The organism is Chitinophaga filiformis, from assembly GCF_900102545.1.
GTDB lineage: Bacteria > Bacteroidota > Bacteroidia > Chitinophagales > Chitinophagaceae > Chitinophaga > Chitinophaga filiformis.
Window position 1 is genome coordinate 109,145 of sequence record NZ_FNBN01000005.1, and the last position, 25,999, is coordinate 135,143.

The following is a 25,999-nucleotide window of genomic DNA, read 5'->3' on the forward strand; positions in this document are numbered from 1 at the left end:
TGCTATTGCTTACTCATGTTTGTTTCAGCCAGAACGTCAGACGGTTTAAAGGAAGAATAATGCTTTTCGATGGAAGCAAAGCACTGAACAATATATCTGTGAGGCTGGTGGACCAGGGAAGGGGAACTACCGGTACAGACGGGCAGTTCATCATCCCTATTAACAACAATGTCAGTACGGTTACACTGGAACTGGTAGATAGTGATCAGAGCATCCTGTATCCGCCGGGAGGCAATGTAGCAGTACCCAAAGATAGTAGTGTTGCTATTGTATTCATTGTCGGAGATTCACCCAAGGATATCCTTACCCGTGCAGTTGCCAGAAGTAATAACGAGATTAAAAACGGATTGCTGCAACTGGGTGTGAAGCAGGACGGTATAGAGCAGTCGCTGGTTGCCTTCAGGGAGGAGATCCAGAAGATGACCAATATCAAACTGGAAGATCTGAAAGACCAGATAGACCTCGACAGAAGAAGAAAAGAATTTTATCCTCAGCTGGCGGCTGCTATCAATAATTATACGAACGAGGCAAAAGACCTGAAGGATGCTTTTAAGTTCACCGCACGGCATGCATTTGAGGATCCACAGGCCATGCAGGTATTGATAGATGCGGTGAACAGTTATAATGAAGCATTCGAAGATATCAACAGGAAACACAGCGGATATGAGAAAATGGTGGCAGACTTATGGGAGAGTGAAGCGAAGGCCACTGAAGTAAGGGAATGGTTCAATTATGCATTGGGTGAGCTGCATAGCGCCAATATCTTCACATTGAATTTAAAGATAAGAGACATCAATGAATATAACAGGGGAGAGATCAAAGGTGGGCGGAAAAAGGACTTTAAAGATACCGTTATGCGGGAGATAGAAGCCTCGCAACTGCAGCTGGAAAGAAGGTTGCAGGAACTGGACAACAGGGCGCAGATCCTCTTAAGCAGACTGGCGATGTAACAGACAGCTTATTAACAGTACTACAAAATAACGCTTATGAAACAGTTGCTAAGGATCAACCAGCTATACCTGCTGTTGCTGATCATACTGTTTACCGGTCCGCAGTGCGGCAAGTCAAAGAAGGAGGTAATACCGGTTCCCTCGCTTAGTTCGGTGTCTCCGGTAAAAGGTATTGTAGGAGAACCTGTAACGGTGAGTGGTCAGAATATTGGCAATGCCGACAAGGTAACGTTCAATAGTATTGCTTCTACCATTGTGTCGAATACCAGTACAACCATCACCACGGTGGTGCCTGCGGGTGCTACTGTAGGTGCCAATAAGGTAGCTGTGACCACCAGCGGAGGTAAATCAAATGAGCTGTCATTTGAAGTAGTAAAAGAACCGGATAATGTAGATCCCCAGCCGCCGACACTCAGTAAGATCATTCCTGCGGCCAACTTTACAGAATATCCGGTGCTGATCTATGGGGATAATCTCTCCGGTGCTATTCATGTTACCTTCAATGATAAAGAGGCGGTTGTTTATACAAACAATAAAAAGGTGATCACCGCAACAGTGCCGAAAGATCTGTCTGCCGGTGCGGTGACTGTAAAGGTGACGACTGTCAAGGGAACATCTACGATCAACTTCCAGGTATCAGGAGCGCCACCTGCAGGTCCTGCCAGTGTGAACTTCTCTATCATTGCTATTCCTCCTCCCGCCTATGTACCTACTATTTCCAACAACTGGAGTTGCGGCCTATTCTCGCAACAAGATGGCAACAACTTCGTTGATCTTAATACAGATGACGGCACATTCAATTATGATGTGACCGGCACTTATGAATATCATTTCAATACAGTGAAAGATTATAACGACCTTAACTACATTGAGTTTACCAACAAGAAGACAGGAGAAACTTTCGCAGGACAATTCTCCTCTTCATCAGCTAATCCGTGTGTGTTGAAGATGGTGCTGATATCTTCGAAGACAGGGACGATTTCAACATGTACGTTTGACAGGAGGTCAAATGATTCTAACCTGCAGTGTGATCAGTGAATCATTAGTGTAATACATACCGTAAGCTGAGACTGTAGGTGTTAAAGTCGGGATAGTTCTTTCCTTTTATGTCATTGGCGTAATAGCCATTGATGAGTAAGCGGCGGGTGATCTGGTATTGTACTCCGCCGCCAACCTGCATCGTATAGCGGCTGTAAGACCAGCTGTTATTCTTGCTGAACATAGGAATATAATTAAACAATATAAAAGGGATCGTTTTCCTGGGGATTAAATAACTTAAGTACAGGGATAAGGGAGAGTAGAATGCTGCCGGCACATTCTCTCTTTCAAATCCATATTGCAAACCAAGTTGGGAAAAGAGGAAGAGACGTTCACTCAATGGCTGGTTGTACAGGAACTGAGACATGAGAAAGATCTGGTTGTACCCTAACACATACTGCTTCTCACGATCGATACCAGTCGGGAAGATGACACTGCTTTGTATAGTAAAATTATAATTCCTTCTTAAAGGCCTCCATCTTATCCTTGCTGCTATAGATGTAATAGCTCTTGCAAATCTGCTGTTGCCTTCCACACCGGAGTCAAATACCTTAAACATAGAACTGGTTCTGTCCTGGTCTATTCTTCCCATCACAATATTCACATCTATTCCTGCATTGAACCGCGCATGTTTTGATACGCCGTATGTTGCCTGTATGGTGCGGTAGAGGTATGTTTGACGGGCATTAAGATCGCCGAGGTGTCCGTCGTCATCTCTGTAATTATTGGCAGATATCATCGAAGCAAAGAAGTTTAATTCTACCTGTTTGTAATTGATGAGTACAGATGATACAGCAGGAATGAAAGGAGACAAGCGGGATGTAGAGTCTTTTAGCCGCTGGTACTTTTCTTCCAGTTGCTGGTAGTGACTGGTAGTGTCCTTTTCCTGGGCGAGTATGGAATGAGTAATATATAACATGAAAATGATGAGTATACACGTTTTCATAATCATTGGAGTTAAATGATGTGACAATCTGATTGGGGGATAGAGATGCTGGGAGTGGGGAATTGTGAGTAAATTTACTTAATTTTTTGGATAGTAATTCTGCTGATATTTTTTATTCCTGCAATTCAGATCTTTACCTGCTGGTTGGCAGACTTAATAAAAACCTAACATTGAAACCCATTCCCACCCCTTAGATTTGTGCTAATGGCACGCCATTCCTTTGACGACGAAAAATACCTGCAACTCTTCATCTCTGGTAGCGAAGATGCGTTTGACGCTATCTTTAAACGTTACTATGAAGGATTGTTGCAGTTTGCAAAAGTGCTCCTGCCTTACCCCACCGACGAAGCTGAAGACATCGTCGCGGAGATGTTCTGTACGCTGTGGCATAGCCGCCGCCAGATAGCTATTTCTACTACTTTAAGTGCCTATTTATATGTCTCTGTCAGGAACAGGGTGTTTGACTATTACCGCAAGCGGAAAACTATTTTTAATCTCTCCGAAGATGTATTGGTGGAAACACCTGGTGAAGACCATCAGCAGCCTGACCGTCAGCTGATGTATAAAGACGTTACCTCACAGATACAGCAGCTGATCACCCAGTTACCTCCTCAGATGCAGCTGGTATTTAAGATGCACCGTTATGAAGGATTTAGTTATGATGAAATTGCAGATCTGTTAAATATATCTGTTAACTCCGTAAAGACACATATGTTCCGCGCGTTGAAAATCCTCAAGACAGCCTACCCAATATTACCAATATGTTAACTCCGTTTTTCCTGTCACGAGCCTAGTCATTCTTTTCGTCCTTCTCTTGTAAACAGAAAAAGGATTGGAACAAAAGGAACTTTACTTACTGATCACCCGACATTTTAATGAACAGACCGTTCCATGGGAAGAAGATTTCCTGGCTGAATGGCTGGAAAGTGCGGAAGAAAACAGACAAATCTATCGCGTCCTGAAGGATATATGGCTGGCCAGCCAGCAACCGCATGATGAAGCATTGGTTGCTACCGCTTTACAGGATGTAAAACAACGCATCCATGGCCGTCAGCATAAGGGATTACTGACTATTATAAGCAGATACCGCTGGCAGACGGGTGTTGCCGCTGCTGTTGCAGGTATTATTATAAGTAGCATTCTCTTTTTAAGACAGTCATCACACCGGCAGGCACTCGCTTATATAGAGAAAAAGACACTGCCAGGGCAGCTGCTGAAAGACACGATGCCGGATGGTACGATTGTACATCTGGCGCCGAAGAGTGTTATCCGGTATACACAGGAGTTTGGAAAACATGACAGGAACATCATCCTGGAAGGACAGGCTTTCTTTGAAGTGACCAAAGATGCACATCAGCCTTTTACAGTGCAGGCAGGAGATCTGTCTGTGCAGGTATTGGGTACCCGGTTCAATGTAACATATTATAAAGGAGTGGACAGTGCTGCCGTATCATTGGTGGATGGAAAGGTACAGGTAAATGTGCCTGCACAGCAAAAGCAGTATGAACTGCAGCCAGGACAGGAATTATATTATGATAGCCATGAACAACATGCTTATACCCGGAATTATGATGTGGAAGCTATTACAGGATGGACTTCCCGCCTGCTGGTATTCCGCAATGAACCGCTGTCGGTTGTAGCACAAAAACTGGAGCAATTATACGATGTCGAGATCACCTTCGCTGACCCGTCTATGGCCGGTTATAAACTCTTCGCCCGGTTCAATGATAAACCGCTGAAGTATATACTGGATGTAGTCAAAGCAACAGATAATCTTGATTATACCATCAACGGAAGACAGATCCGTTTCACCACACACAACGCCTATCACTCACGCTAAATGCCTGAAATTATGTTTCGTTTTTACCAACATCTGAGTATCTCACGCAGTAAAGCAATCCTATGTATGTTGCTTTGCTGTGTATTATCCTTTCCATTCGCTTCCGTACAGGCAGGAGCAAGGGTAGACCTGCATAAGGTGCCCTGTTCGCTGACCGTACAGAATAAGTCATTAGAAGAAGTGTTCGAGATGATCGAACAGCAAACACATTATGCTATTATCTGTATGGATCAATCCGGACTGATGTCCAGGAAAGTGAATCTGAATGCACGTAATACCACATTGGAAAATGTATTACAGCAACTGGCTAGTCAGGCAGTGTTTAACTATAAATGCCTGGACAACAATATTATTGTAAAAGCAGGAGCAGCGCCTGTAGCAGTTGAAGATCCGGTGGAAAGGACCATCTCCGGTAAAGTGACTGATGTAAAGAAACAGCCACTGCCTGGTGTATCTATCATGGTGAAAGGTACAAAGCGCGGTACAATATCAAATGAGAACGGCGACTTTCAGATCAAAGCGAATGAAGGAGAAGTATTACAGTTCTTCTTTACAGGCTACCAGCCATTCTTGTTGACTGTAGATAAGAGTACAAGTTATCAGGTAACACTGCAGGACGATGAAAAGAAATTATCAGAGGTACTGGTAACCGCTTTGGGTATCAAAAAGGAAAAAGCAAAGGTAGGCTATGCCGCCCAGGAAGTAAAGGGTGCTGACCTGGTAAAAGCCCGTGAATCAAACGTGATCAGCTCTCTAACAGGTCGTGTAGCTGGTCTGACTATCAGGAATACAACAGACCTGTTCCAGGACCCGGGTATCTCGTTGCGCGGTGCTAAGCCATTGATCGTAATTGATGGTATTCCTGACCAGACAGCCGATCTGTATAAGATCAATGCCGATGATATCGAGAGCATGACCGTGCTGAAAGGTTCTTCCGCATCTGCATTGTATGGTTCTATCGGTACAAACGGTGCCATCATGATCACCACAAAAAGAGGTGGCTCCAAAGATCTGAGTGTTGACTTCAACTCTTCTACACAGTTCCAAACCAGCTTTATCCGCATTCCTAAAATACAGACTACTTATGGTAATGGTTTCAAAGGTGAATATGAATATATAGACGGTTCCGGTAGCGGTCCTGAAGGCTTCGGCTGGATCTGGGGACCTAAGCTGGATCAACGTGATCCGTCTACACCGAGTGGGTATTGGGAAACGCCACAGTTCAACAGTCCTGTTGATCCTAATACAGGTAAACTGGTGCCATTGCCGTTCCTGTCGCGCGGTAAGGATAACGTAAAGAACTTCTTCCGTACAGGTGTCATCACCAGCAATAATATAAGCTTCACCAAATCGGGTGAGAACGGTAGCTTCAGGGCTTCTGCATCACATATCTATCAGCAGGGTATCGTACCTAATACAGACCTGAAGAATACTTCCTTCAACCTGTCAGGTACATACAACCTGAGTAAGAATTTCAGTGTGAATGGCCGTATCAGCTATAACAAGGAATACACACACAACTTCCCGGAAACAGGTTATGGTCCGACCAACTACCTGTATAACCTGATCCTCTGGACAGGTCCGGATATTGACGTGCGTGATCTGCGTAATTACTGGGTACCTGGTAAAGAAGGCGTTCAGCAACGTCACTATAACATCTCTTACTATAATAACCCATACTTCCAGGCTTATGAATACCTGAGAGGTTATGATAAGAACAATACCTTCGGATCAGTTGATCTGAACTATAAGATCAGTCCTTCTTTCAATGTCAGGTTCCGTAATGGTATTAACCAGTATAGCCTGAACCGTAATTATAATGAGCCGAAGAGCTATATCGGTTATGGAAATAAATCAAGAGGACAGTACACTATCACTTCCAGCACTTACTTTGACATAGTGTCTGACCTGATCGTTGACTACAACCATACTTTCAGCGATAAGTTTAAAGTGCACGCACAGGCTGGTGGTTCCAACTATTACAGGAATCAGAAAGATGCATCCAGTAACACCGATGGTTTAACTATTCCGGGATTGTATAACCTGAGTAACTCTGCCAATGCTGTACAGTCAACCAATTCACTGGAGGAACGCAGAACAGCGAGCCTTTACGGTGTTGTAGACGTAGAACTGTATAACGCGATCTACCTCTCTGTAACAGGCCGTAATGACAAGATCTCTACGTTACCTATTGCTAATAATAGCTTCTTCTATCCATCCTTATCAGGATCGGTAGTAGTATCACAGCTGGTACGCCTGCCTGAGTGGTTCTCTTTCCTGAAGGCGAGAGGTGCAGTATCCAGGGTATCCAGCGGTACATTGGATAACAGCTATACTTATGGTTATCTTCCTTCGTATGATAAGAGTACAACATGGAATGGTAAACCGGGTCTGACTTACAAAGATGTGATCTATAATCAGTCACTGCATCCGCAGACTTCCGACAGCTGGGAGGCAGGTGTGGAAACTAAGTTCTTCAGCAACAAAGTGGGTCTGGAGCTGACTTACTTCCAGACGAAAGATTTCAACAACATCCTGGAGATCCCGGTATCATTGGGTAGTGGCTTTACCAGCCGTCTTGAAAATGGTCACGTTTATCAACGCAGAGGTATTGAGATCGTGGCTACTGCTACCCCTGTGCGCAAAGAGAAATTCAGATGGGATGTATTGCTGAACCTGAGCACTTACCGCCGTTACCTGAAAGAGATCACCGGTGGCGACAGGCTTGGATACCTGAAGGCTGGTGACAGAGCTGACAAGATCTTCACAACTGTTTATCAGAAAGATCCTTCCGGTAATGTAATCTACAGGGCAGATGGATTCCCGCAGGAAGATAACATACAGCGTCTGATAGGTAACAGCGATCCTGACCTGATCTATGGTCTGGAGAACAGCTTCTCTTATGGCAACTTCAGTTTCCGTTTCCTGGTAGATGGACGTATTGGTGGTTTGATGTATTCCACTACGAACCAGAAAATGTGGTGGGGTGGTACCAATCCGGGTACTGTGAATCACTTCAGGGATGAAGCGAATGAAGGTAAATCTACTTACGTAGGACAAGGTGTGATCGTGACTTCCGGTCAGGCTACCTACGACAGGGATGGTAACATCATCACCGACAACCGGACTTTTGCACCGAACACGCAGGGCGTGAACTATATTGACTACATGACCAATACCAGCAACAGTCAGTTTGTGAACTACAACTATTACTCACAGACTTTCCTGAAACTGAGAGAGGTAACACTGACCTACAGACTGCCATCCAAATGGCTGAAGGGGCACATCTTCCGCGCAGCAGATGTTTCTGCTGTAGGCCGTAACCTGTTGCTGTTCTCTAAGATGCCGAATGTAGATCCGGATGCTGGTGTGGATAATTTACAGACACCATCTACCAGAAGCATTGGTGTTAACCTTAACCTTAAATTCTAATGTCAGCTACCATGAGAAAAATATATAGCATAGCGGTACTGCTGCTGATCATTGCAGCAGGCTGTAAGAAGTTTGATGATTTCCAGACAGATCCAAACAAGCCAACAAACGCTACTCCGGATCTGTTGTTATCAACGGTGATCCAGAAGGCATTTCAGTCCACTACGCTGGGCGCAACATTGGCTACCCGTCAGATGGTATTTGTGAATAGTGTGTCTAATGAACAATACTACGGCTGGACAAGAGCCAGTTTTGATACCTATAAAGATCTCCGTCAGGTAATGAAGATGGAGCAGGAGGCTAACAGGATGCAGAAGCCGGAATATATTCCGCTGGTGAAATTCTTCAAGGCCTATTACTTCATGCAACTGACAAATACATTTGGTGATATTCCTTATGCTGCTGCATTAAAAGGAGAACAGGATACGATCGCTCCGGTGTATGACAAACAGCAGGATATCTACATCTCTGTACTGAATGATCTGAAGGCAGCAAATGCACTGATCACCAATACCACTGCAGAAGTGCAGGGCGATATCCTGTACAACGGTTCTATGCAACAGTGGAAAAGACTGATCAATACACTGTCGCTTCGTATCCTGATGAGCTTATCTCTGAAAGAGAACAATTCAACATTGAATGTGAAAGGAAGGTTTGCAGAGATTGTAAATGATCCGAACACTTATCCGTTGATGACGGGCAATGCTGATAACGGTCAGCTGGTATTCTATGATGTATTAGGTACCCGTTATCCGACATACAACGACAACGACCTGCAGACTGCTTACTACCTGGATGCTACTTTTGTAGACCTGCTGAAAGGCCTGAAAGATCCTCGTCTGTTCCGTTTTGCAGAGAAAGCGCCTAAGTATGCTTCATTGCCTGATAACGATTTCAGTGCTTATGGTGGTGCAAAAGGCAGCGATCCTGTAAATGACAACAGTAATAAGGTGCTGGCTGGTGAAGTATCCAAGATCAAATCCCGTTACTTCAATAATCCGGTGAATGAACCAAGTATAGCTATCGGTTATGGCGAGCTGCAGTTCATCCTGGCAGAAGCGGTGGTGCGTGGCTGGATCAACGGAGATGCTGCTGCTTATTATAAGAAAGGTATACAGGCATCTATGCTGTTCTATGGTATAGACCAGGCTTCCATTGATGCTTATCTGGCGTTGAACACATTCCCTGCTACGAATCAGCTGGCAGCGATCATGACACAGAAGTATATCGCTTCCTTTATGAACAGCGACTGGCATTTCTTCTTTGAGCAGCGCCGTACAGGTCTGCCGGTATTTGATGTATCAGGTGCTGGTGTGCTGAACAACAAGAGAGTACCTAAGCGCTGGATGTATCCTGTAACAGAATTACAGACTAACCAGACGAATGTGGATGCTGCCATTAACAGTCAGTTTGCTGGTGATGACAATATCAACGGAGTAATGTGGCTACTGAAAGCAGAATAAATCGTATTTTATATTTTTATGTTCATGATGAAGAAAATATACCTTGCCTCCTGTCTCAGCCTTTTGCTGGCAGGAGGCCTTCAGGCCCAGCAACAAAGGGAGAAAAAAGTAGTATTTGTTATTGCGGATGGTATTCCGGCGGATGTGCTGGAAAAACTGAACACGCCCAATATTGACCGTATCGTTGCTGCAGGCAGGTATACCCGCATGCATGTGGGTGGGGACAAGGATACCTACAACCAGACGCCTACCATCTCCGCGGTGGGGTATAACAGCCTGCTGACAGGCGTATGGGTGAACAAACACAATGTGCCTGACAACGATATCAAAGCGCCTAACTATCATTATTATAACCTTTTCCGGCTGTTTAAAACACAGTACCCGCAAAAGAAGACCGCTATCTATTCCAGCTGGCTGGATAACCGTACCAAACTGGCGGGTGATGGATTGGCGGAAGCTGGTAATGTGAAGATAGACCTGCATGCAGATGGTTATGAACTGGATACGGTTCAATTCCCGCATGACAAGAAATCGGAATACATGCATCGCATTGACGAGAAGGTGATCGATGAGGCAAGTGCCGGTATTAAGAAGGATGCGCCTTCCCTGACATGGGTGTACCTGGAGTATACAGACGATATGGGACATGGTTATGGCGATAGTCCGCAGTTCTACACCGCTGTGGAAATGATGGACAAGCAGATGGGGCGCCTCTGGGAAGCGATCACTTACAGGCAGCAGCATTTTGCAGAAGACTGGATGCTGGTGATCACTACAGATCATGGCCGTGATGAAAAGACCGGCCGCAATCACGGTGGACAGTCCCCTCGTCAGCGGAGCACCTGGATGGCGACCAGCTATAAGCCTGCGAATGATTATGCCCGTTATTATGAGCCTGCAATTGTGGATATCATGCCGACTATTACGCGTTATCTGAATATGAATATCCCGCAGGAAACGGCTCGTGAAGTGGATGGCATTCCTATGATCGGGAAGGTAGCGATAGTAAAGCCTTCCGCTAATTTCATACAGGGCCATATCGATGTGAAGTGGGTAGCTTTGCAGGATACCGGTAAGGTGAAGATCTGGGTAACGACGACAAATCTGTTCAAGACGGGCGGTACTGACGAGTACCATCTGCTGGCAGAAGTACCCGTTCAGGACCGTCATGCGTTGCTGGATGTATCAAAACTGCCATCCAGCTTTTATAAGATCGTATTGGAAACAAGTACCAATACCGTGAATGAGTGGTTAGATCTGGATGCCAAGTCCAGGTAAGTAACGCTCTTTCAATATCCTCAGGTGATGTAATTCATGACCAGGGATCATATAGGCCAGCGCCCTCACTGAAATAGGGTTGTTGTTGGCCTTACCGATAATGGCTTCCTGGTCTTTCTTCAGATTACGTAACAGGTAAACGGACGATTCACGTACAGTCCTGAATTCATCTGCCAGGTCCTGCAAGGTGCGGTCATTGGCATATGAATTCAGGACGTAATCGTCCTGTTCAAAGCCTGGTAACCCCTGTTGCTCTCCCCGGGCAAAACACATCAGCCGGTAGGCAAATACTCTTTCTGTATCAATCATGTGCCCCAGTGTTTCTTTAATGGTCCATTTGCCTGGAGCGTAGGCGTAACTGGCTTTTTCTTCCGGAATAGAAGTGAAGAAAGCATACGTGCTGTCTTTCAGTTCCTGTAGGATAGCAGGGACTTCGGCGTTACCTACACAGTCGATGTAGACGCCCTGGTAGGGTAGAAATTCGCCAGGTTGAGGTTTGGATATCATGGGTGCGATTTTTGCTAATATTAAATAAATTTCCGTAAAGCGCGAATTCGTGGCGGCAGATTTGGATATATTTGCATTAATCGCAATATTGCAGTGAGCAAGATATTCAGCTGACGTTCCCTATAGTTTTCTAAAACCCGCATTGAATGGCATACATTGGTCTCATTAACCTGGCACTGATTGTTGTAAACATTGTTGTGTCTTACAAAGGATTGAAAGATCATTCCTTTTTTGACAGGTATTCGTTTGAAGTGGACAATATTCTTGTGTACAAGGACTACAAGCGACTGGTCACGTCGGGTTTCCTGCACGTCAGCTGGATGCACCTGTTATTCAACATGGTGGCGCTCTACATGTTCAGCAGCAGCCTGGAATTGCGGATGGGACCATCCAGTTTCCTGACGCTTTATTTTGCCAGCCTGGTAGGAGGCAACCTGTTGTCGTTGATGATACACCGCAATCATGGCGACTATAGTGCGGTAGGCGCTTCTGGTGCAGTTTGCGGGATCATCTTCGCGTCTATTGCCCTGTTTCCGGGTATGAGAATAGGGTTCCTTTATCTGCCGTTTTCCATTCCTGCCTGGATTTATGGTCTGCTGTATGTGCTCTATTCTATTTATGGTATCAGATCAAAAAGGGATAATATCGGGCATGAAGCGCATCTTGGTGGTGCGCTGATTGGCATGCTGGTGGCGGTATGTATTGTGCCGGAAGCCATTGCGGAAAATTATCCCACTATATTGTCCATTCTCCTCCCTGGTGCCCTGGCCGTTTACCTGATCATCACCCGCCCTCATATGCTGCTGGTTGACAACCAGTATTTCAAAACCCATATCGGCGATTATGATATCGACGACCGTTATAACCTGGGTAAAATGGACCGGCAGCAGGAGATTGATTTCCTGCTGGAGAAGATCCATAAGAAGGGGATGAAAAGTCTTACGAAGAAAGAGCGGGATACCTTGGAGAAGTATTCGCAGTCGGTGTGAAACGGCTACAAACAATACGGCTCCATCAGGAGCCGATTGCGTAGTGTTTATTTAGATCAGATCACGGAAGGTCTGTTTAAACTGGACAGGGTGGCGTCGCCTTGTTCTATTAACAGCTCCGCCAGTTTCGTACGGCCTTCTTCTCCATGTGCAATCACATAGTCCAGCTCCGCCAGCGTCAGTAACTTCACATTCACCATTTTTACCGGTTCCAGCGTAAGTTGTACAGTGCCGGGTATTTTTTCATCAGGAAGTCCCAGTATAGCGCCTACTCTTCCTTCAGCATTGACAAATTCCTTAGGGACATCCACGTTATAGAATTCAGTAGTGATATAGGTCATTTCATCCAGCAGGCCTACCACATTGCCATGATTGGCGATCAGTTGTGCTGCCTGGTAGACCAGCTGAAATTCCCAGGTAGTATTTACCCGGCCGGTGATCTCTTCTGCCTTCACATATACTTCCAGTCCAAAACCATTATAAGCGGCATTGGTGGTGTTGCTTTCCATATCCTCATAGGGATCACTCAATCCATCGCTGGCGATAATAGTATATTCCGGCTGCCGGATAGTGGCAAACGCCTGTCTTATGGAAGGCCAGGCAGGGCCGCCCATAAAGGAAGGGTTGATCAGATGTGCAATAACATCAGGTTCCAGTTCACCGATGGCTTCCCAGAATTCATTCCTTAGCTTGCAGGAGTTTTCAAAGTGCTCTTCGTACGTATCCATGGTGTTTATATTAAATATCCCGTAATATATATCTTTGTACCTGTGAAACAAAGTGTTCATAATTTCTTAAACCGGGTAGAGCGACAACCCTCCCCGTAAACACCAACAACTTGAAGAAGATATTGAAGATCATCGGGTGGACAGTTTTAACCCCCGTATTACTGGTCGCCCTGTACCTGTCAGCAGCTTATGTATTATCCCGCATTTCCGTGGCGAAGGAGGAAACTGCCAGCGCGGATATCCCGCTTTATATCCTCACCAATGGTGTACATACCGACCTGGTAATGCCCGTACGCAACCAACAGATAGACTGGAGTAAAGAGGTGCTTTTTGAGAATACCAGGGGCAGGGACACTACTGCTCAATGGATCGCTTTTGGCTGGGGCGACAAGGGCTTTTACCTTGAAACGCCTACCTGGGCAGACCTGAAATTCAGCACCGCTTTTAAGGCGGCAACAGGGTTGAGCACATCTGCCATCCATGCCACTTACTACCGCGGTATCAGGGAAAGCAATGACTGTATCCGGCTGAATGTTGACAGTGCACAATATGCAAGATTGATCGATTATGTCCAGCAGAGTTTTGACAGAGATGCTGAAGGGAATATCATACATATTGTGACCAATGCCAACTACGGTAATACAGATGCATTCTATGAGGCAAAAGGAAGTTACAGCCTGTTTCATACCTGCAATACATGGGCAAACAGTGGTTTGAAAAGCTGCGGACAAAAGGCTGCCTTATGGACGCCCTTCGATAAAGGTATTTTCCACCAGTACAGGTAGATGTATATACCCTGATCCTGTATTTGTGTAACTTTGTTCAGCACTATGACAATTCCAGACAGCTATACAATGCCAGATTTCCTGCTCTCTGACGATTTCGGAGAGGATGATATCCATATCTTGTCTTATCAATCCACCGAGAACCGGATGAAAAGTAAGATCATGCTGAGGCATAACCTGTTCAGTTTCCTGATGGAAGGGGAGAAGCATGTATACTATGCAGAGAAACATGCGGTGATAGATCATTCGCAATTCCTGTTGTTGTCGTCCGGCAACTGCATTATGAGTGAGAAGCATATCTCGGATGAGGGAATATATAAAAGCGTTCTGCTTTCTTTTGAGCCGAATGTATTAAGTGGTTTCTTTCTGAAATACCCACATGCTTGTCCGGATAGGCAGGCAAATAATACGGCAGGTGAACCTTTCCTTCTTTTTAATAAAGATGGATTCCTTACCAACTTTGTAGCGTCATTATCGCTAATGCTGGAAGGAGGAAAACCTTTATCCCGGGAGATGAAGCAGCTGAAATTTGAAGAGCTGCTCCTGTACATGGCAGACCGTTATCCGCAGCAGCTACTGCGTCTGAGGGCTACTATGCAGGAAACGCAGGAAGATATTGTCATCAGGAAATCGGCAGAAACAAACCTCTATAATAATGTCACGGTAGAGGAGCTGGCTTTTCTCTGTAATATGAGCCTCTCTACCTATAAGCGGAAGTTCAGCAAGGTGTATGGCACAAGTCCTACAAAATGGTTCCTGCAGAAACGCATGGAGATGGCCGCCACCATGCTGCTGGCAAGGGGAGAAAAGCCCAGTGAGATCTATCACAAAGTAGGGTATGAAAATCATTCCAGTTTTACACAGTCCTTTAAACAGATATATGGTATTACCCCCAGTGAATATCAGCAACAGAAATTGACTGTTCAGCCGTAGTATTTGACCTGTTAGCCCTAATACCCACCCATCGCCGCATAGTAGCTTTGTATCACTTTAAAACAAGGCACTATGAAAAGAATAAGCACACTGATCGCGGTGGTCATCCTCAGTTGTTCTGCTGCCATGGCACAGACGTTCACGCTGAAAAGCAACGATCTCGGCGGACAATTTGTGAATGATCAGTTATGGAATCAAATGGGATATCATGGGAAGAATGTTTCTCCGCAGCTGTCATGGGAGAATGCACCGGCGGGTACACAGAGTTTTGCTGTTGTGATGTATGATGTGGATGCTCCGACAGGAAGCGGATTCTGGCACTGGGTAGTATACAATATCCCTGCAGACGTAAAGGAACTGAAAGCTGGCGCAGGAGATCTGAGCAAGCATCTTTTACCTGCCGGGGCTGTAAATGGTATCAATGATGCAGGAATGCCGGGTTATATCGGTCCTGCACCACTTCCGGGATTACCTCACCAGTATCTCATCACTGTGTTTGCATTGAAAACAAAGCTGGAGCTGGACAAAAATGCACCTGCTGCATATGTGGGCGTATTCCTCAATTTAAACCTGCTGGCAAAGGCTTCTATTGTTGCCTATTCACAGCATCCATAATATGGTATGACATTAAAAAAGGGAGTGTAGCGATGGCGTACACTCCCTTTCTTTCGTTTGATATATATCGTTGTTTATTTGGTCTTTGCAGCTACTTCTTCCTGTTCTTTTTTGATGATGCGTTCTGCTTCAGTTCTTGCGTCTTCACCTTTTACAGCTACGTCAGGAAGTACGCCAATGCCTTCCCAGCCCTGGTCTGAATCTGGTGCTGCTACCATTTTCACCGGCAGGAATACGATGAGGCTTTCTTTCAGCGGTATCATAGAGCCTGCAATACCTGCACCGGCAGTAGTATCACCAATAACGGTAGCTCTGTGCATTTTCTGCATGGCAAAAGCGAAACCTTCTGTAGCAGAAGCGGTGCGTTTATTTACCAGTATATACAATTTGCTGTCTGCCATTCTTTTACCAGGTACGAAAGGATATGTCCATTCCTGGATATCTTTTGTCCTGTCTTTATGATAGCCGTGCAGGTAATAACGTTCATCTCCCGGGTTGAAGAAATAACCAGCCAGGAAACGTCCCATCATACCGGTACCGCCGCCATTATCCCTGATATCGATAATGATGTTCTTTGAATAAGCGGCCATGTTCATCGCAGCAGCAGCCATTTCAAATGCTTCCTGGTCTCCATGGAAACCTCCGGATATTTTGATATAGGCGGTAGACGTTTTTTTGTCCAGTTCTACGGCATCAAAGCCATAGTTATTTTGTCTTTTCCTTTCCAGCTCAAGTTTTTCATCTTCAGGCGTACTGGTGTTGGTATTTTCCTTTGTGATCTGGTTGAAATAGTCTTTGTTGTAGAATATAGTCAGGTGCACGTCTTTATGTACATCACGCAGATCTTTAGTGATCTTTTTCGCCAATTGGTCAGCCGGCAGGTTCTCGTATGCTTTCTTCGCTTCCTGGCTTTTTAAAGCAGCGATATATTTCTTTGAAATATCGGGGAAGGGATAGCTTTGATCCAGTCCGTTACTGATCTTTTCAATGATTTCATGTGTAGCCTCTTTACTCACTACAGGTGCAGCCTCTTTTGTTGTTGTTTGTGCAGACAGGAAAAGAGGGAGGGAAAATAAGCCCAGCAGGGCAGCAGGTTTATAGTAGTTTAGTCTCATACAAAGTTTGTCAGGGTGTTAATGTATTACTAGTTTCTTCTGGGCCATGGCGTTTTCATACTCATGAGGGTATAACGCGAAACCCTTTTCGGACAGCGTCTGCATCAATTGCCTGATGTGTTGCTGTATTGATTTTGGCAGTGTATAAAAAGCAGCATCTATCTGTATATTTCGTCCTTCATCCATGGTTGAGTTCTGATGCCTGATAGCGATCTTTTGTCCTTTATAGTAGAGAATGATCTTGATCCTTCCGTCATCATATCCGTTATCACTACTGCTGCCATAAACGAGCAGGGGATCAGTATTACCATCACCGTCAAGGTCTTTCACTTCACAGAACTTTGTCCAGAACCAGATGGAAGTTTCCTGTCCGCTGCTCTGGTCATTACTGTTTATGAAGTCATTCAGTTCCCATGTTTTGACAAGGTCCTTATCACTTTTTTTCAGATTAACGGCTTGTATCCGCTGATGCAGTGTATCATCCTTTGTTATGTCGTCTATGCTCTCACAAAGAACCAGATAATAAGCGCCAGACTGGTCTTCATAGGCGTACGCTCTCCTGATGGGATATTTGAGGCCATACTGCTTAATATAATCATCTGTAAATACTGTTGCGGTAAGCGCTTGCGACAGTATCTCACTCCTGGTTTTAACCTGTTGTGCATATAGTTGTTTTCCGCTCAATACGATAATGAATATAGCTGCCAGGAGTATCCTCATACTGATGAATCTTAAATGAATTGTTACGATCTTAAACAGATTGTTAGTATCTTAAATCAATTGTTAACGCTGTATGGGCGGGCAATTGAACCGTGTGCAAGTTATCATTATTCACTAATTATTACAATGTAGGTGACACATAATTCAGCGCTTTAACAAAACAATAAGAACTGAAATAACTAAAGTTGAATTCCTGGGGAAAATCTAAGTAGGTTGGGACGTTGTAAAGGGCTGTGTGTTTATAGACCGGGAAACAAATATGGGGAGAAACTATTTTAATGGGAAAGCCTCTTAAGTGATACTTAAAAGGCTTTCCTGACTAGACTAAAAATAAACAAATAAACAAATAAACTTAAAGCGCTTTAACCATTGACCTGTGTTCTCAAATGGTGCGAGGGAAAAGGCGATCTTTTATTATGCGGTACAAAATTACGGAACAAGTTTGTCGAAAGTATCCCTGAAATCCGGCATTTATGTATTTTGTTAACCGAATGTAAATGCAAACCATATAGTGATATGAAAGTGTATATAACAAGGAATATTCCCGAAGCCGGGCTGAAGCTGTTAAAAGACGCCGGTCTTGACATTACCGTGTGGACGGAAAGCTACCACCAGCCGGAGGAAGAGCTGATTAAGGTGCTGCAGCAGTATGATGCGGTGCTGGTATCTGGTCCTGTAAAAGTAGACCGGCGTTTCCTGGAGTCCTGCCGTCATCTGAAAATAGTGTCGCTCATGTCTGTCGGTTACGATAACGTTGATACTGAGGCTGCAAAGGACTTAGGCATCGCCGTTGGAAATACCCCCGGCGTATTAAGCGGTGCAACAGCAGATACTGCTTTCCTGCTGATGCTGGCTGCCTCCAGGAAAGCGTTCCACATGCATAAGGAAATTATACGTGGCAACTGGAATTTCTGGGATCCTACTGCCAATCTCGGACTGGAACTGGGTGGCAGAACATTAGGCATTGTAGGCCTGGGCAAGATCGGTTTTGAACTGGCTAAGCGGTGTGTGGGCGCATATGACATGAAGATCATTTACCATAACCGTGGTAGAAATAAGGAAGCGGAGAAAGCTTTTGGGGCAGTACGTGTATCTTTTGATGAGCTATTGCAGCAGAGCGATGTAGTGTCTGTACATACCGCCCTAACACCAGAAACGAAAGGGCTTTTTGATAAGGCTGCATTCAGTAAAATGAAGCCTTCTTCTATCTTCATCAACACCGCCAGGGGAGGTGTGCATAATGAGGAAGACCTGATCGCTGCACTGGAAAACGGTACTATCTGGGGAGCCGGTCTGGACGTTACAAACCCCGAACCGATGGCAGCAGATAATCCTTTGCTGAACATGACGAACGTGGCTATTCTGCCGCATATCGGTTCTGCCACTGTGGATACACGCAGTAAGATGGCAGGCATTGCCGCAAGAAATGTGATCCTGGCGCTACAACGACGTCCTTTAGAGCATGCCGTAGTAGAAAATGTACATCTAACGTGAACAGTGAACTGAGTAATAGCTTAAATGCGATCATTGGCACATTTTCCTGGGACATTATATGGTGCAATTGAAAGATGGAGATAATCAGTATTGGGGAAAGACGTGAAGCCAATAGTATTAGAGCTTATCCGGAGCTTTTCAGGTTTGGATGTTGATTTGAAAAGCTCCGGACAGGCATTCTGTTATTTTATCTTCGTGCCGGTTTTCTCTCTGTCATTCTCATAGAGGATGATACCGTTCACTTCATTCTTTTCGTCACGGGTGAATTTAATCTGTACATCAGCAATTTTCAGGAAAAAGAAATCCTCTTTTTCCGCGTATAAGGTAGCGGGACCCTGTCCGCTGGGTTGCCCTGTCAGCATGCCATCTTTCACAGCAACAGTGATCGTAAAGCCCTTCATGTCATACTCTCCTGTATATTGCTGTAGCTTAACTTCCGGAACGGATATAGCATTCCGCACTTTAGGAAGTGTATAAGGTTTGTTATAGAGTATAGACTGGATGGATTCGCCTATTCTGCCGATCGTATTGTCGGAGGCGTTGTCCAGCAGGATAATGCATACGTCATCTTCGGGGATCCTGATCAGCGTAGTAATAAAACCATGGATGCCGCCACCATGGTTGATCCTTCTTTTCCCTGCTATAGAGTCGATGATCATACCATAGCCATAATTATTTTTGACCGGCGTATAAGCCCTTTCCCAGTCTGCTTTGGATAGGATCTTATGCTGTTGCGCCGCCTGATGCCACTTGTACAGATCACTGGTAGTACTATACATAGCGCCTGCAGAAAATGATACGGAGGAGTCTACGCCTGGCGCTACTTTACTGCTGTCCTGGTTGATGAAAAAGTAACCGGTGGACTTCTCCTTGTTGTTAAGGCGTTTGAAATCAAAGCCACTATTGTTCATGTGCAGAGGATTAAAAATATATTCCCTTACCAGCTGTTCATAAGGTTTGTTGCCCGCTTTCTCGGCTATATATCCCAGCAGGCAGTAACCTGAGTTGGAATAATTCCATTTGGTGCCCGGAGAAAAATCAAGCGGTTTGTCTTTGAATAATGCCATGAGCTTCTCACGACTCGCAGGTTTAAAGACCTCGCTCTCCATGAAAGTCCTGTCATTGGTATAGTTGTAAATACCCGAAGTATGCGTCAGCAGATGCTGTATAGTAATGCTATCTCCCTTGGGAAAATCGGGGAAGTATTTTGATACTTTGTCCTGTACGCTGAGTTTCTTTTCTTCTTCCAGTTTCAGTATAACAACAGCCGTGAATTGTTTGGTGACAGAGCCCAGCTGGAAGATGGTCCCTGTATCATCGCGGGTGCCCTCGGCTATATTACGGATGCCGTAACCTTTATGCAGCAGTATCCTGCCATGCTGTGCTATCAATGCTGTACCATTGAATTTGTACAGCCTGTTGTAGGTGCTGAGCAAGGTGTCCAGCTTTGCGATTGTAGTGTCCTGGGCATGCGTATAGTGCAAGCCACCGAGGAAGAAAAGGAGGCATAATAACTTTTTCATGGCAAATGTGAGGTTTGAAGACGGCAGGGCTATGTTGTGTACCTAAAGATAAAGTTATATTTTGGAATTATATTAATCCACGTCTCATGAAAAGAATATGGTTACTCATATTGGTAAGCCTTTGTTGCCTGACCTTTATCACTGCAAATGCCCAGAAGAAAGGGAAGCCCTTTAAAGTGATCGGTTTTTATACCGCCCTGCATGATCAGGCGCATATCAGTTTCGTACATGAAGCCAACCGCTGGTTTGCCGCCAGGGCTAAAGAATACAACTTTACTTACGATTCCACCAATGACTGGAGTAATATGAACCCTGCTTTCCTGTCCCGTTACCAGGTAGTGCTATTCCTCGATACGAGACCTGATACACCAGCACAGCGGGAAGCCTTCCGGCAATATATGGAAAAGGGGGGCGCCTGGATGGGTTTCCACTTTTCTGCATTTGCGCTCACACCTTCAGACTATCCGCAGAACTGGGACTGGTATCACAATGAATTCCTGGGATCAGGTTCCTATGGCAGTAATACCTGGCGACCTACTTCTGCTATCCTGCGGGTGGAACATTCGGAGCACCCTGCTTTGAAGCATATATCTACCACCTTCAAATCATCTCCCAATGAATGGTACCGCTGGTCTAATGACCTGACCGCCAATAAAAACATTACCATCCTGTTGTCTATTGATTCAAGCAGTTTCCCGTTGGGTACGGGTCCTAAACAGCATGAGATCTGGCATAGCGGCTACTATCCTGTGGTATGGACAAACAAAAAATACAGGATGATCTATATGAATATGGGGCATAATGATATCGACTACGAGCATCATACCAATAAAGACCTTTCACTCACTTTTGGGAACAAGGAACAGGATCAGCTCACACTGAATGCACTGCTGTGGCTGGGAGGGCGCTGAGTTGGACATAGATCATCCGCTAGTGATCTGTTTCGGCTACTTTTTCATACTCGTAATGCCCTTTGATATGTTTGTTGAGGTAAGTGCCTTTGGAGCCGGAAGTCTTCATGGCATGATACACCTCTTCCGGGACGTTCTTATAGTCGTAGATAAGTCCTGAAACGAATATGATCCGCAAGGTGGCGGTATCCTTATCGTAATGCATCCTATATACAACAGACGAAGGCATATATCCCCGTTAATACAATTGCCGGGCCAATGCCAGCAGCTTCAGCTGTGCTTTCGTCTGCCTTCCAGTATCCTGTAAAAGGAACGGCTTCTGATCTCTTCCATTGTCAGGCCGGTAGCCAGTACTTCTTCTTCTGAAATAGCTCCGCAATTGATGGCTTTGAGGAAGAAGTTCAACAGTCCCTGACCGGTAGCTGCATCGTCAAAAATGTCTTTAGTCAGGGTAGAGATGGCAGCACGTTCTACAAATGTTTTCAGGCGAAAAAGCGCATCATCATAATTGCTCAGGAAGAAGTGATAGGTGGCGGCATAACGCATGGGCAGTTGTGCCGGATTGAGGTCCCAGCCCTGGTAGAAACCGTTGATCAGGGAGTGCATGGTATGGCCGTAACCTACACGCCATGCATAATGTACGGTGTCTATATTCTCCTGCAATTGTGTAGACGTGAGGTGATCTCCCTTATGCGGCGCTACGGGGATTACGTTGGTAGCACCATCTGAGAGGAAGATACCCGTGCTGCCCAGTGCCACTTTCGTCATATGATGTGCGAAGTCACACACAGGATGCGCCATGGTCTGATACTTTGCTGTGATACCACAGGAGGCGGTATAATCGTAGGTACCAAAGTGCGCCGCTATACAACGGCCTTCGCTGGCTCGTATGATGCGCATTAACGGATTCCTGCCTTCATCATCCATGATGATCTGTGTGGCCTCTACCATGGTTTCCATCTTCAGGGTCCCTGGTGTGAGGTTGTGTGCTTTTTCCAATAGTTCAAAGAGCCTTACCAGTGTAGTGACCTGTTCGGGGATAGTGACCTTGGGTAACATCACTACGAAATTATCGGGTAAGATGCCGCCTGTCTCTTTTAAAAGTGTTGTGAGGAAGAGATCCAGTGTGCGTACACCACGATGCTTGAGGTCTTCCGTAAATGGTTTGATGCGGATGCCGATGAACGGAGAGATTGTTTTGTGTTGCATGCCTTGCGCCAGTTCCTTTGCCGCAGCAATGGCGGTAGCATCTTCTTCGTCATCAGGGCGATTGCCGAATCCATCCTCAAAGTCGATGCGGAAATCTTCTACTGCTTCCACAGCAAGTTTCCTTGTTATCTTTTTGTATACGGTATAATGCAGCCAGGCCGACTCCTGTTTCCTGGCGGTGTCAGACATGCCTTCCAGTTTTTCCTCGAGGCGGGCGATATCTGCCTGCCGTTGTGGTAGCTGGGTATGTCCTTCCAGGTGCAGCGCTCTTGCAAGGGCTACAAAGTTAGGTGCGTACGTGTGCAGGTGTTTGAGCGCGATTTCTCCCATACGCACGCAGGTATCGGCCTTAAAGAGATTCGCGCCGCCATATACAGTATGTACGGGCTGCCTGTCGGGTTTATCGCCCGGATATACTTGCTGGAATCGCAGGTTAGCCTTCCGGAGTTCCTGCAGCAGCTGTTCTTTTTCATTTTCTGCTATTGCCAGTTGCATAGTATGATGGATGTTTTTAGGTACCACGGTAAGTGGAATAACCAAATGGGTTTAATAAGAGGGGAACATGATAATGTTCACTGCCGCTGATATAAAAGACCACTTCTACGAAGGGATAGAAGGTAGTGATGCCGCGGGACTCAAAGTAGATCTTCGTCTCAAATCTGAGCTTATAAATGCCGGCAGGTATGATCACATCTTTTGCCAGCAGGTCTGTGATCCTGCCGTCTTTGTTGGTAATGCCTTCCACAACGCAGGTCCATAACTGTTCTTCCTGCCGGAATAAGCTGACGGCTATATCCTGTGCGGGGGTACCACTGGAGGTATCGAGAATGTGTGTGGTGATCTGGCTCATGCGCTCAATAGTTTTTTCAGCCGGATAGCCGTGATCTTTTCCTGTTCCTGCATGGCGATCTTTATTTCTTCATCAGGGCTATTCTTCAGGCGTTCTGTGAGAATAGACAGCATTTCAGGAGCCGACTTGCCCGTAGCGCATATAATGAAAATGTAACCGAATTTATCTTCATACAATTTATTTCCTTTTGCAAAGGCCTGGAGAATAACAGTAGATGCATCAATGGTGCCTGCCTGTTCTCTGCTGGCCCATTGTGCTGTGGCGGCAAATTTCTGTTGCAGGGAATGCAGGTCGCCTATCTTCGGATGATGACTGAAGGCTTCCCGCCAGTCCTCTTCTGTACACTCCTGCCAGTGTTTAGCGGCGACTGCCAGCAGCGTCTCTTCATCTTTTACAGGAAATTCTTTTTTCATTTTTTCAATCCATGCGGTAGCGCCACAGCAGGTGCTGAGCGTTTCATTTAATTGTTCTGGTGGTAATGCATTAAGTGCTGTCAAAGTCATTGGGTGGAATTTATTATAGAGTAGTGGGAAACCTGTTCACGTTTTTGTAATAGATATAAACGGCAGGTTCTTTTCCCATTGCAGTAAACCATTGCTGGCAGTAAGGAGCCATCCAGATGGCGTCTCCCTTTTTAACAGGATACCATTCCTGATCGAGCATGTAAACGCCCTGTCCTTGCAGGTATAACAGGCCATGTTCCATGATATGTGTTTCTACAAAAGGCAGGTGGCCACCGGGATCGTAGGTGAATATATTCACGGCCATATCAAAGGAGAGATCTTCCGGGAGCAGCACCTGTAAGCGCAATGCGGGATCGCCGAGAAAGGCCGGTCCGGGTACAGTGGCTGCGTCTCCGAATATCACCGATGGATGATCGTACCCCGCCAGCTTTTCATATACCTTGTGGAAGGTAACGATCTGTGTGCCTCCGCTGAATTGTTCCAGGCGGTAAGCATGCCTGGATGGGACATAGACAAACTGCCCGCCGTTCAGCACTTTTGTTTGTGTTGCCGTTTTCACTGTGCATTGTCCGGAGATGACATAGAAAAAGATCTGTGCAGTTTCGGTATCGCCTGCAATGATACAATCCTTTTCAGCTGTGATCAGTGTTTGCCCCAGTCTGGCGCCCATCTGTTCATTGATGATGACATTCACTCTGCAATGTGTCCATCCGGGCACTACGCTGTTCACGTGTCCGTCCGGGCAGATGAGGGCATGATTTCTTTTTACTACAGATCTCGTCAATGCTGATATTTCCATATTACTACTTTTTGTATACGGCTGTAAGGCGATGAATAAAGTGATCTGATACCTGTATGGCGACAGCAATATCTGCTGCTTCCACATGTTCCTGCGGATGATGGCTGATGCCTTTGTAACATCTTACAAACAGCATGCATACCGGTGCAACAGCTGCTACTACTACCGCGTCATGTCCGGCGCCACTCACAAGCTCTTTCACATTATAACCTGCCGCTGTGATAGATTGTGCAAGCAGATGATTCAGCGCGGTATCACATTCTATCGGTTTTATTTTTTGTATAATATCCCAGTCGGCGGTAAGCTGTCTTTCTGCACAGATCTGTGAAGCCACATCTTTTAGCGAACGGCGTACTTTCTTAAGCAGCATTTTATCTGTACTTCTGATATCGAGAGAACAGGCTACTTCTCCGGGTATCACATTGCTGGCTGCATTGGCGACTTCCAGGAGACCGACGGTAGCTACCAGGTTATCATTGTATTGCAGGCCCATATTTTCTACGGCCAGTATAAATTCTGCAGCGGCGCATAGTGCATCTTTCCGCATTTCCATGGGCACCGTACCTGCATGACCTGAGCTGCCGTGAAACCTGACACGGATACGTTGTTGTCCGGCGATACCCTGTACTACAGCAACAGGCAGATTCTGATCGTACAATATCGGCCCCTGTTCAATATGGATCTCGTAATACCCCAGCCATTCTTCCGGAGGAATAGCATCGGCCGCCAATGCATCTATATTGCCACCGATGGTCTTGATGGCATCCCTGAGTGTGATTCCGGCGCTGTCGGTCTTATCGAGCAGTTTGGCGTCAAAGTGACCGGTAACGGTGGCGCTGCCGAGGTAGGTGGTATGAAAGCGTACGCCTTCTTCGTCGCTGAAGGCAATCAGTTCTATGTTGAACGGAAGGCTGATATTTTCCCGTTGAAGATGTGTAATGAGGTCCAATGCCATGGTCACGCCTAAAGGACCATCGAACTTACCGGCGTTTCTGACCGTGTCTATATGTGAGGCAATGACCAATGTGCGGGCATTGGGTGTATTGCTGTTCCATCTGCCTCTGACATTGCCGATATTGTCTATCCTTGCCTGCAAACCGGCTTCCTGCATCCACGACAGCACTTTACTGCAACCGCTGATGAAGGCGGATGAACCGAATGTACGGGTCACGCAATGCGTATCTTCACTGATGCATGCCAGTTCGTGGATCCTGGCTAACACTGCGTTTGCTCTTTGTAGATAATCCATGTCAGACAATTAGGATTAAAGACTCAAATATCGCTTGGGTCGACTCCGTTAGGAATCGTTTGTTTGTAGCCTCGGGTTTTTAATCCGGGGAATACAAGCCCGGGGCGTAAATATTGGTGCTGCGGCGTTTAATCTACGGATTCAATCCGGGCGTATGTATT

At 45.6% G+C, this 25,999-nt stretch carries 25 protein-coding genes; 13 read left to right on the plus strand and 12 right to left on the minus strand.

What is annotated here, in order from left to right; all coding sequences use genetic code 11:
- The first annotated feature begins 59 nt into the window (after positions 1 to 59).
- Together BLR32_RS20625 and BLR32_RS20630 are read left to right on the plus strand one after the other, a co-directional pair.
- Positions 60 to 950 (plus strand): hypothetical protein, encoded by an 891-nt coding sequence (locus tag BLR32_RS20625; protein ID WP_089834755.1) that lies wholly within the window; start codon positions 60 to 62, stop codon positions 948 to 950.
- A 36-nt stretch (positions 951 to 986) separates the two neighbouring features.
- On the plus strand, positions 987 to 1,988 hold the full coding sequence (locus BLR32_RS20630; RefSeq protein WP_089834756.1) for an IPT/TIG domain-containing protein: 1,002 nt from the start codon (positions 987 to 989) through the stop codon (positions 1,986 to 1,988).
- 4 nt (positions 1,989 to 1,992) lie between these two features.
- Here BLR32_RS20630 and BLR32_RS20635 read toward each other — a convergent pair whose 3' ends face one another.
- Positions 1,993 to 2,934 carry a hypothetical protein gene (locus BLR32_RS20635; RefSeq protein ID WP_143011532.1) on the minus strand — a complete coding sequence of 314 codons (942 nt, stop codon included), beginning with the start codon at positions 2,932 to 2,934 and terminating at the stop codon, positions 1,993 to 1,995.
- A 204-nt stretch (positions 2,935 to 3,138) separates the two neighbouring features.
- Here BLR32_RS20635 and BLR32_RS20640 point away from each other — a divergent pair, with 204 nt between their 5' ends.
- The 5 genes from BLR32_RS20640 to BLR32_RS20660 all read left to right on the plus strand — a co-directional run bounded on the left by BLR32_RS20640 (position 3,139) and on the right by BLR32_RS20660 (position 10,947).
- Complete coding sequence (locus BLR32_RS20640) at positions 3,139 to 3,702, plus strand: RNA polymerase sigma-70 factor (RefSeq protein WP_089834758.1); 564 nt, start codon at positions 3,139 to 3,141, stop codon at positions 3,700 to 3,702.
- A gap of 64 nt (positions 3,703 to 3,766) precedes the next feature.
- A complete protein-coding gene (locus BLR32_RS20645; protein ID WP_089834759.1) occupies positions 3,767 to 4,774 on the plus strand; it encodes a FecR family protein in 1,008 nt (335 codons plus the stop codon).
- 12 nt (positions 4,775 to 4,786) lie between these two features.
- Positions 4,787 to 8,206 (plus strand): SusC/RagA family TonB-linked outer membrane protein, encoded by a 3,420-nt coding sequence (locus BLR32_RS20650; protein ID WP_089835069.1) that lies wholly within the window; start codon positions 4,787 to 4,789, stop codon positions 8,204 to 8,206.
- Between the two features lie 11 nt (positions 8,207 to 8,217).
- Complete coding sequence (locus BLR32_RS20655; protein ID WP_245705479.1) at positions 8,218 to 9,669, plus strand: SusD/RagB family nutrient-binding outer membrane lipoprotein; 1,452 nt, start codon at positions 8,218 to 8,220, stop codon at positions 9,667 to 9,669.
- A gap of 24 nt (positions 9,670 to 9,693) precedes the next feature.
- On the plus strand, positions 9,694 to 10,947 hold the full coding sequence (locus BLR32_RS20660) for an alkaline phosphatase family protein (protein ID WP_245705480.1): 1,254 nt from the start codon (positions 9,694 to 9,696) through the stop codon (positions 10,945 to 10,947).
- Here BLR32_RS20660 and BLR32_RS20665 read toward each other — a convergent pair.
- Complete coding sequence (locus BLR32_RS20665) at positions 10,921 to 11,454, minus strand: DinB family protein (protein ID WP_089834761.1); 534 nt, start codon at positions 11,452 to 11,454, stop codon at positions 10,921 to 10,923. The genes BLR32_RS20660 and BLR32_RS20665 overlap by 27 nt on opposite strands.
- Before the next feature lie 146 nt (positions 11,455 to 11,600).
- Here BLR32_RS20665 and BLR32_RS20670 point away from each other — a divergent pair, with 146 nt between their 5' ends.
- The gene (locus BLR32_RS20670) at positions 11,601 to 12,443 is read left to right on the plus strand and encodes a rhomboid family intramembrane serine protease (protein ID WP_089834762.1); all 843 of its coding nucleotides are present in this window, start codon (positions 11,601 to 11,603) and stop codon (positions 12,441 to 12,443) included.
- Positions 12,444 to 12,499: 56 nt separating this feature from the next.
- Here the strand turns inward: BLR32_RS20670 and BLR32_RS20675 are convergent, their stop codons facing one another.
- Positions 12,500 to 13,171: a suppressor of fused domain protein gene (locus tag BLR32_RS20675; protein WP_176842370.1), complete on the minus strand. Its 672-nt coding sequence runs from the start codon at positions 13,169 to 13,171 to the stop codon at positions 12,500 to 12,502.
- A gap of 110 nt (positions 13,172 to 13,281) precedes the next feature.
- Between BLR32_RS20675 and BLR32_RS20680 the strand changes: the two genes are divergently transcribed.
- The 3 genes from BLR32_RS20680 to BLR32_RS20690 all read left to right on the plus strand — a co-directional run bounded on the left by BLR32_RS20680 (position 13,282) and on the right by BLR32_RS20690 (position 15,504).
- Positions 13,282 to 13,956 (plus strand): TIGR02117 family protein, encoded by a 675-nt coding sequence (locus BLR32_RS20680; RefSeq protein WP_089834764.1) that lies wholly within the window; start codon positions 13,282 to 13,284, stop codon positions 13,954 to 13,956.
- A gap of 45 nt (positions 13,957 to 14,001) precedes the next feature.
- Positions 14,002 to 14,889 (plus strand): helix-turn-helix domain-containing protein, encoded by an 888-nt coding sequence (locus BLR32_RS20685; protein WP_089834765.1) that lies wholly within the window; start codon positions 14,002 to 14,004, stop codon positions 14,887 to 14,889.
- A gap of 72 nt (positions 14,890 to 14,961) precedes the next feature.
- The gene (locus BLR32_RS20690) at positions 14,962 to 15,504 is read left to right on the plus strand and encodes a YbhB/YbcL family Raf kinase inhibitor-like protein (protein WP_089834766.1); all 543 of its coding nucleotides are present in this window, start codon (positions 14,962 to 14,964) and stop codon (positions 15,502 to 15,504) included.
- Positions 15,505 to 15,578: 74 nt separating this feature from the next.
- Here BLR32_RS20690 and BLR32_RS20695 read toward each other — a convergent pair whose 3' ends face one another.
- Both BLR32_RS20695 and BLR32_RS20700 read right to left on the minus strand, forming a co-directional pair.
- A complete protein-coding gene (locus BLR32_RS20695) occupies positions 15,579 to 16,619 on the minus strand; it encodes a S41 family peptidase (RefSeq protein WP_089834767.1) in 1,041 nt (346 codons plus the stop codon).
- Between the two features lie 18 nt (positions 16,620 to 16,637).
- On the minus strand, positions 16,638 to 17,339 hold the full coding sequence (locus BLR32_RS20700; RefSeq protein ID WP_089834768.1) for a M949_RS01915 family surface polysaccharide biosynthesis protein: 702 nt from the start codon (positions 17,337 to 17,339) through the stop codon (positions 16,638 to 16,640).
- Positions 17,340 to 17,855: 516 nt separating this feature from the next.
- On the opposite strand from BLR32_RS20700, the gene BLR32_RS20705 reads away from it, so the two are divergent.
- Positions 17,856 to 18,833: a 2-hydroxyacid dehydrogenase gene (locus tag BLR32_RS20705; protein ID WP_089834769.1), complete on the plus strand. Its 978-nt coding sequence runs from the start codon at positions 17,856 to 17,858 to the stop codon at positions 18,831 to 18,833.
- 182 nt (positions 18,834 to 19,015) lie between these two features.
- Here the strand turns inward: BLR32_RS20705 and BLR32_RS20710 are convergent, their stop codons facing one another.
- The gene (locus BLR32_RS20710) at positions 19,016 to 20,356 is read right to left on the minus strand and encodes a serine hydrolase (RefSeq protein ID WP_089834770.1); all 1,341 of its coding nucleotides are present in this window, start codon (positions 20,354 to 20,356) and stop codon (positions 19,016 to 19,018) included.
- A gap of 86 nt (positions 20,357 to 20,442) precedes the next feature.
- Here BLR32_RS20710 and BLR32_RS20715 point away from each other — a divergent pair, with 86 nt between their 5' ends.
- On the plus strand, positions 20,443 to 21,267 hold the full coding sequence (locus BLR32_RS20715) for a ThuA domain-containing protein (protein WP_089834771.1): 825 nt from the start codon (positions 20,443 to 20,445) through the stop codon (positions 21,265 to 21,267).
- A gap of 19 nt (positions 21,268 to 21,286) precedes the next feature.
- On the opposite strand, the gene BLR32_RS20720 is transcribed toward BLR32_RS20715, so the two are convergent.
- From BLR32_RS20720 to BLR32_RS20745, 6 genes are read right to left on the minus strand one after another with little or no spacing between them, the layout of a single operon-like run.
- Positions 21,287 to 21,496, minus strand: a complete 210-nt coding sequence (locus tag BLR32_RS20720) for a KTSC domain-containing protein (RefSeq protein ID WP_089834772.1) — start codon at positions 21,494 to 21,496, stop codon at positions 21,287 to 21,289.
- 41 nt (positions 21,497 to 21,537) lie between these two features.
- Positions 21,538 to 22,971 (minus strand): DUF6986 family protein, encoded by a 1,434-nt coding sequence (locus BLR32_RS20725; RefSeq protein WP_089834773.1) that lies wholly within the window; start codon positions 22,969 to 22,971, stop codon positions 21,538 to 21,540.
- A gap of 16 nt (positions 22,972 to 22,987) precedes the next feature.
- On the minus strand, positions 22,988 to 23,326 hold the full coding sequence (gene uraH / locus BLR32_RS20730; RefSeq protein WP_089834774.1) for a hydroxyisourate hydrolase: 339 nt from the start codon (positions 23,324 to 23,326) through the stop codon (positions 22,988 to 22,990).
- A complete protein-coding gene (gene uraD / locus BLR32_RS20735) occupies positions 23,323 to 23,829 on the minus strand; it encodes a 2-oxo-4-hydroxy-4-carboxy-5-ureidoimidazoline decarboxylase (RefSeq protein WP_089834775.1) in 507 nt (168 codons plus the stop codon). Before uraD ends, uraH begins: the two co-directional genes overlap by 4 nt.
- A gap of 13 nt (positions 23,830 to 23,842) precedes the next feature.
- A complete protein-coding gene (allE, locus tag BLR32_RS20740) occupies positions 23,843 to 24,589 on the minus strand; it encodes a (S)-ureidoglycine aminohydrolase (RefSeq protein ID WP_089834776.1) in 747 nt (248 codons plus the stop codon).
- Between the two features lie 4 nt (positions 24,590 to 24,593).
- Positions 24,594 to 25,838, minus strand: a complete 1,245-nt coding sequence (locus BLR32_RS20745; protein WP_089834777.1) for an allantoate amidohydrolase — start codon at positions 25,836 to 25,838, stop codon at positions 24,594 to 24,596.
- Positions 25,839 to 25,999 lie beyond the last annotated feature (161 nt).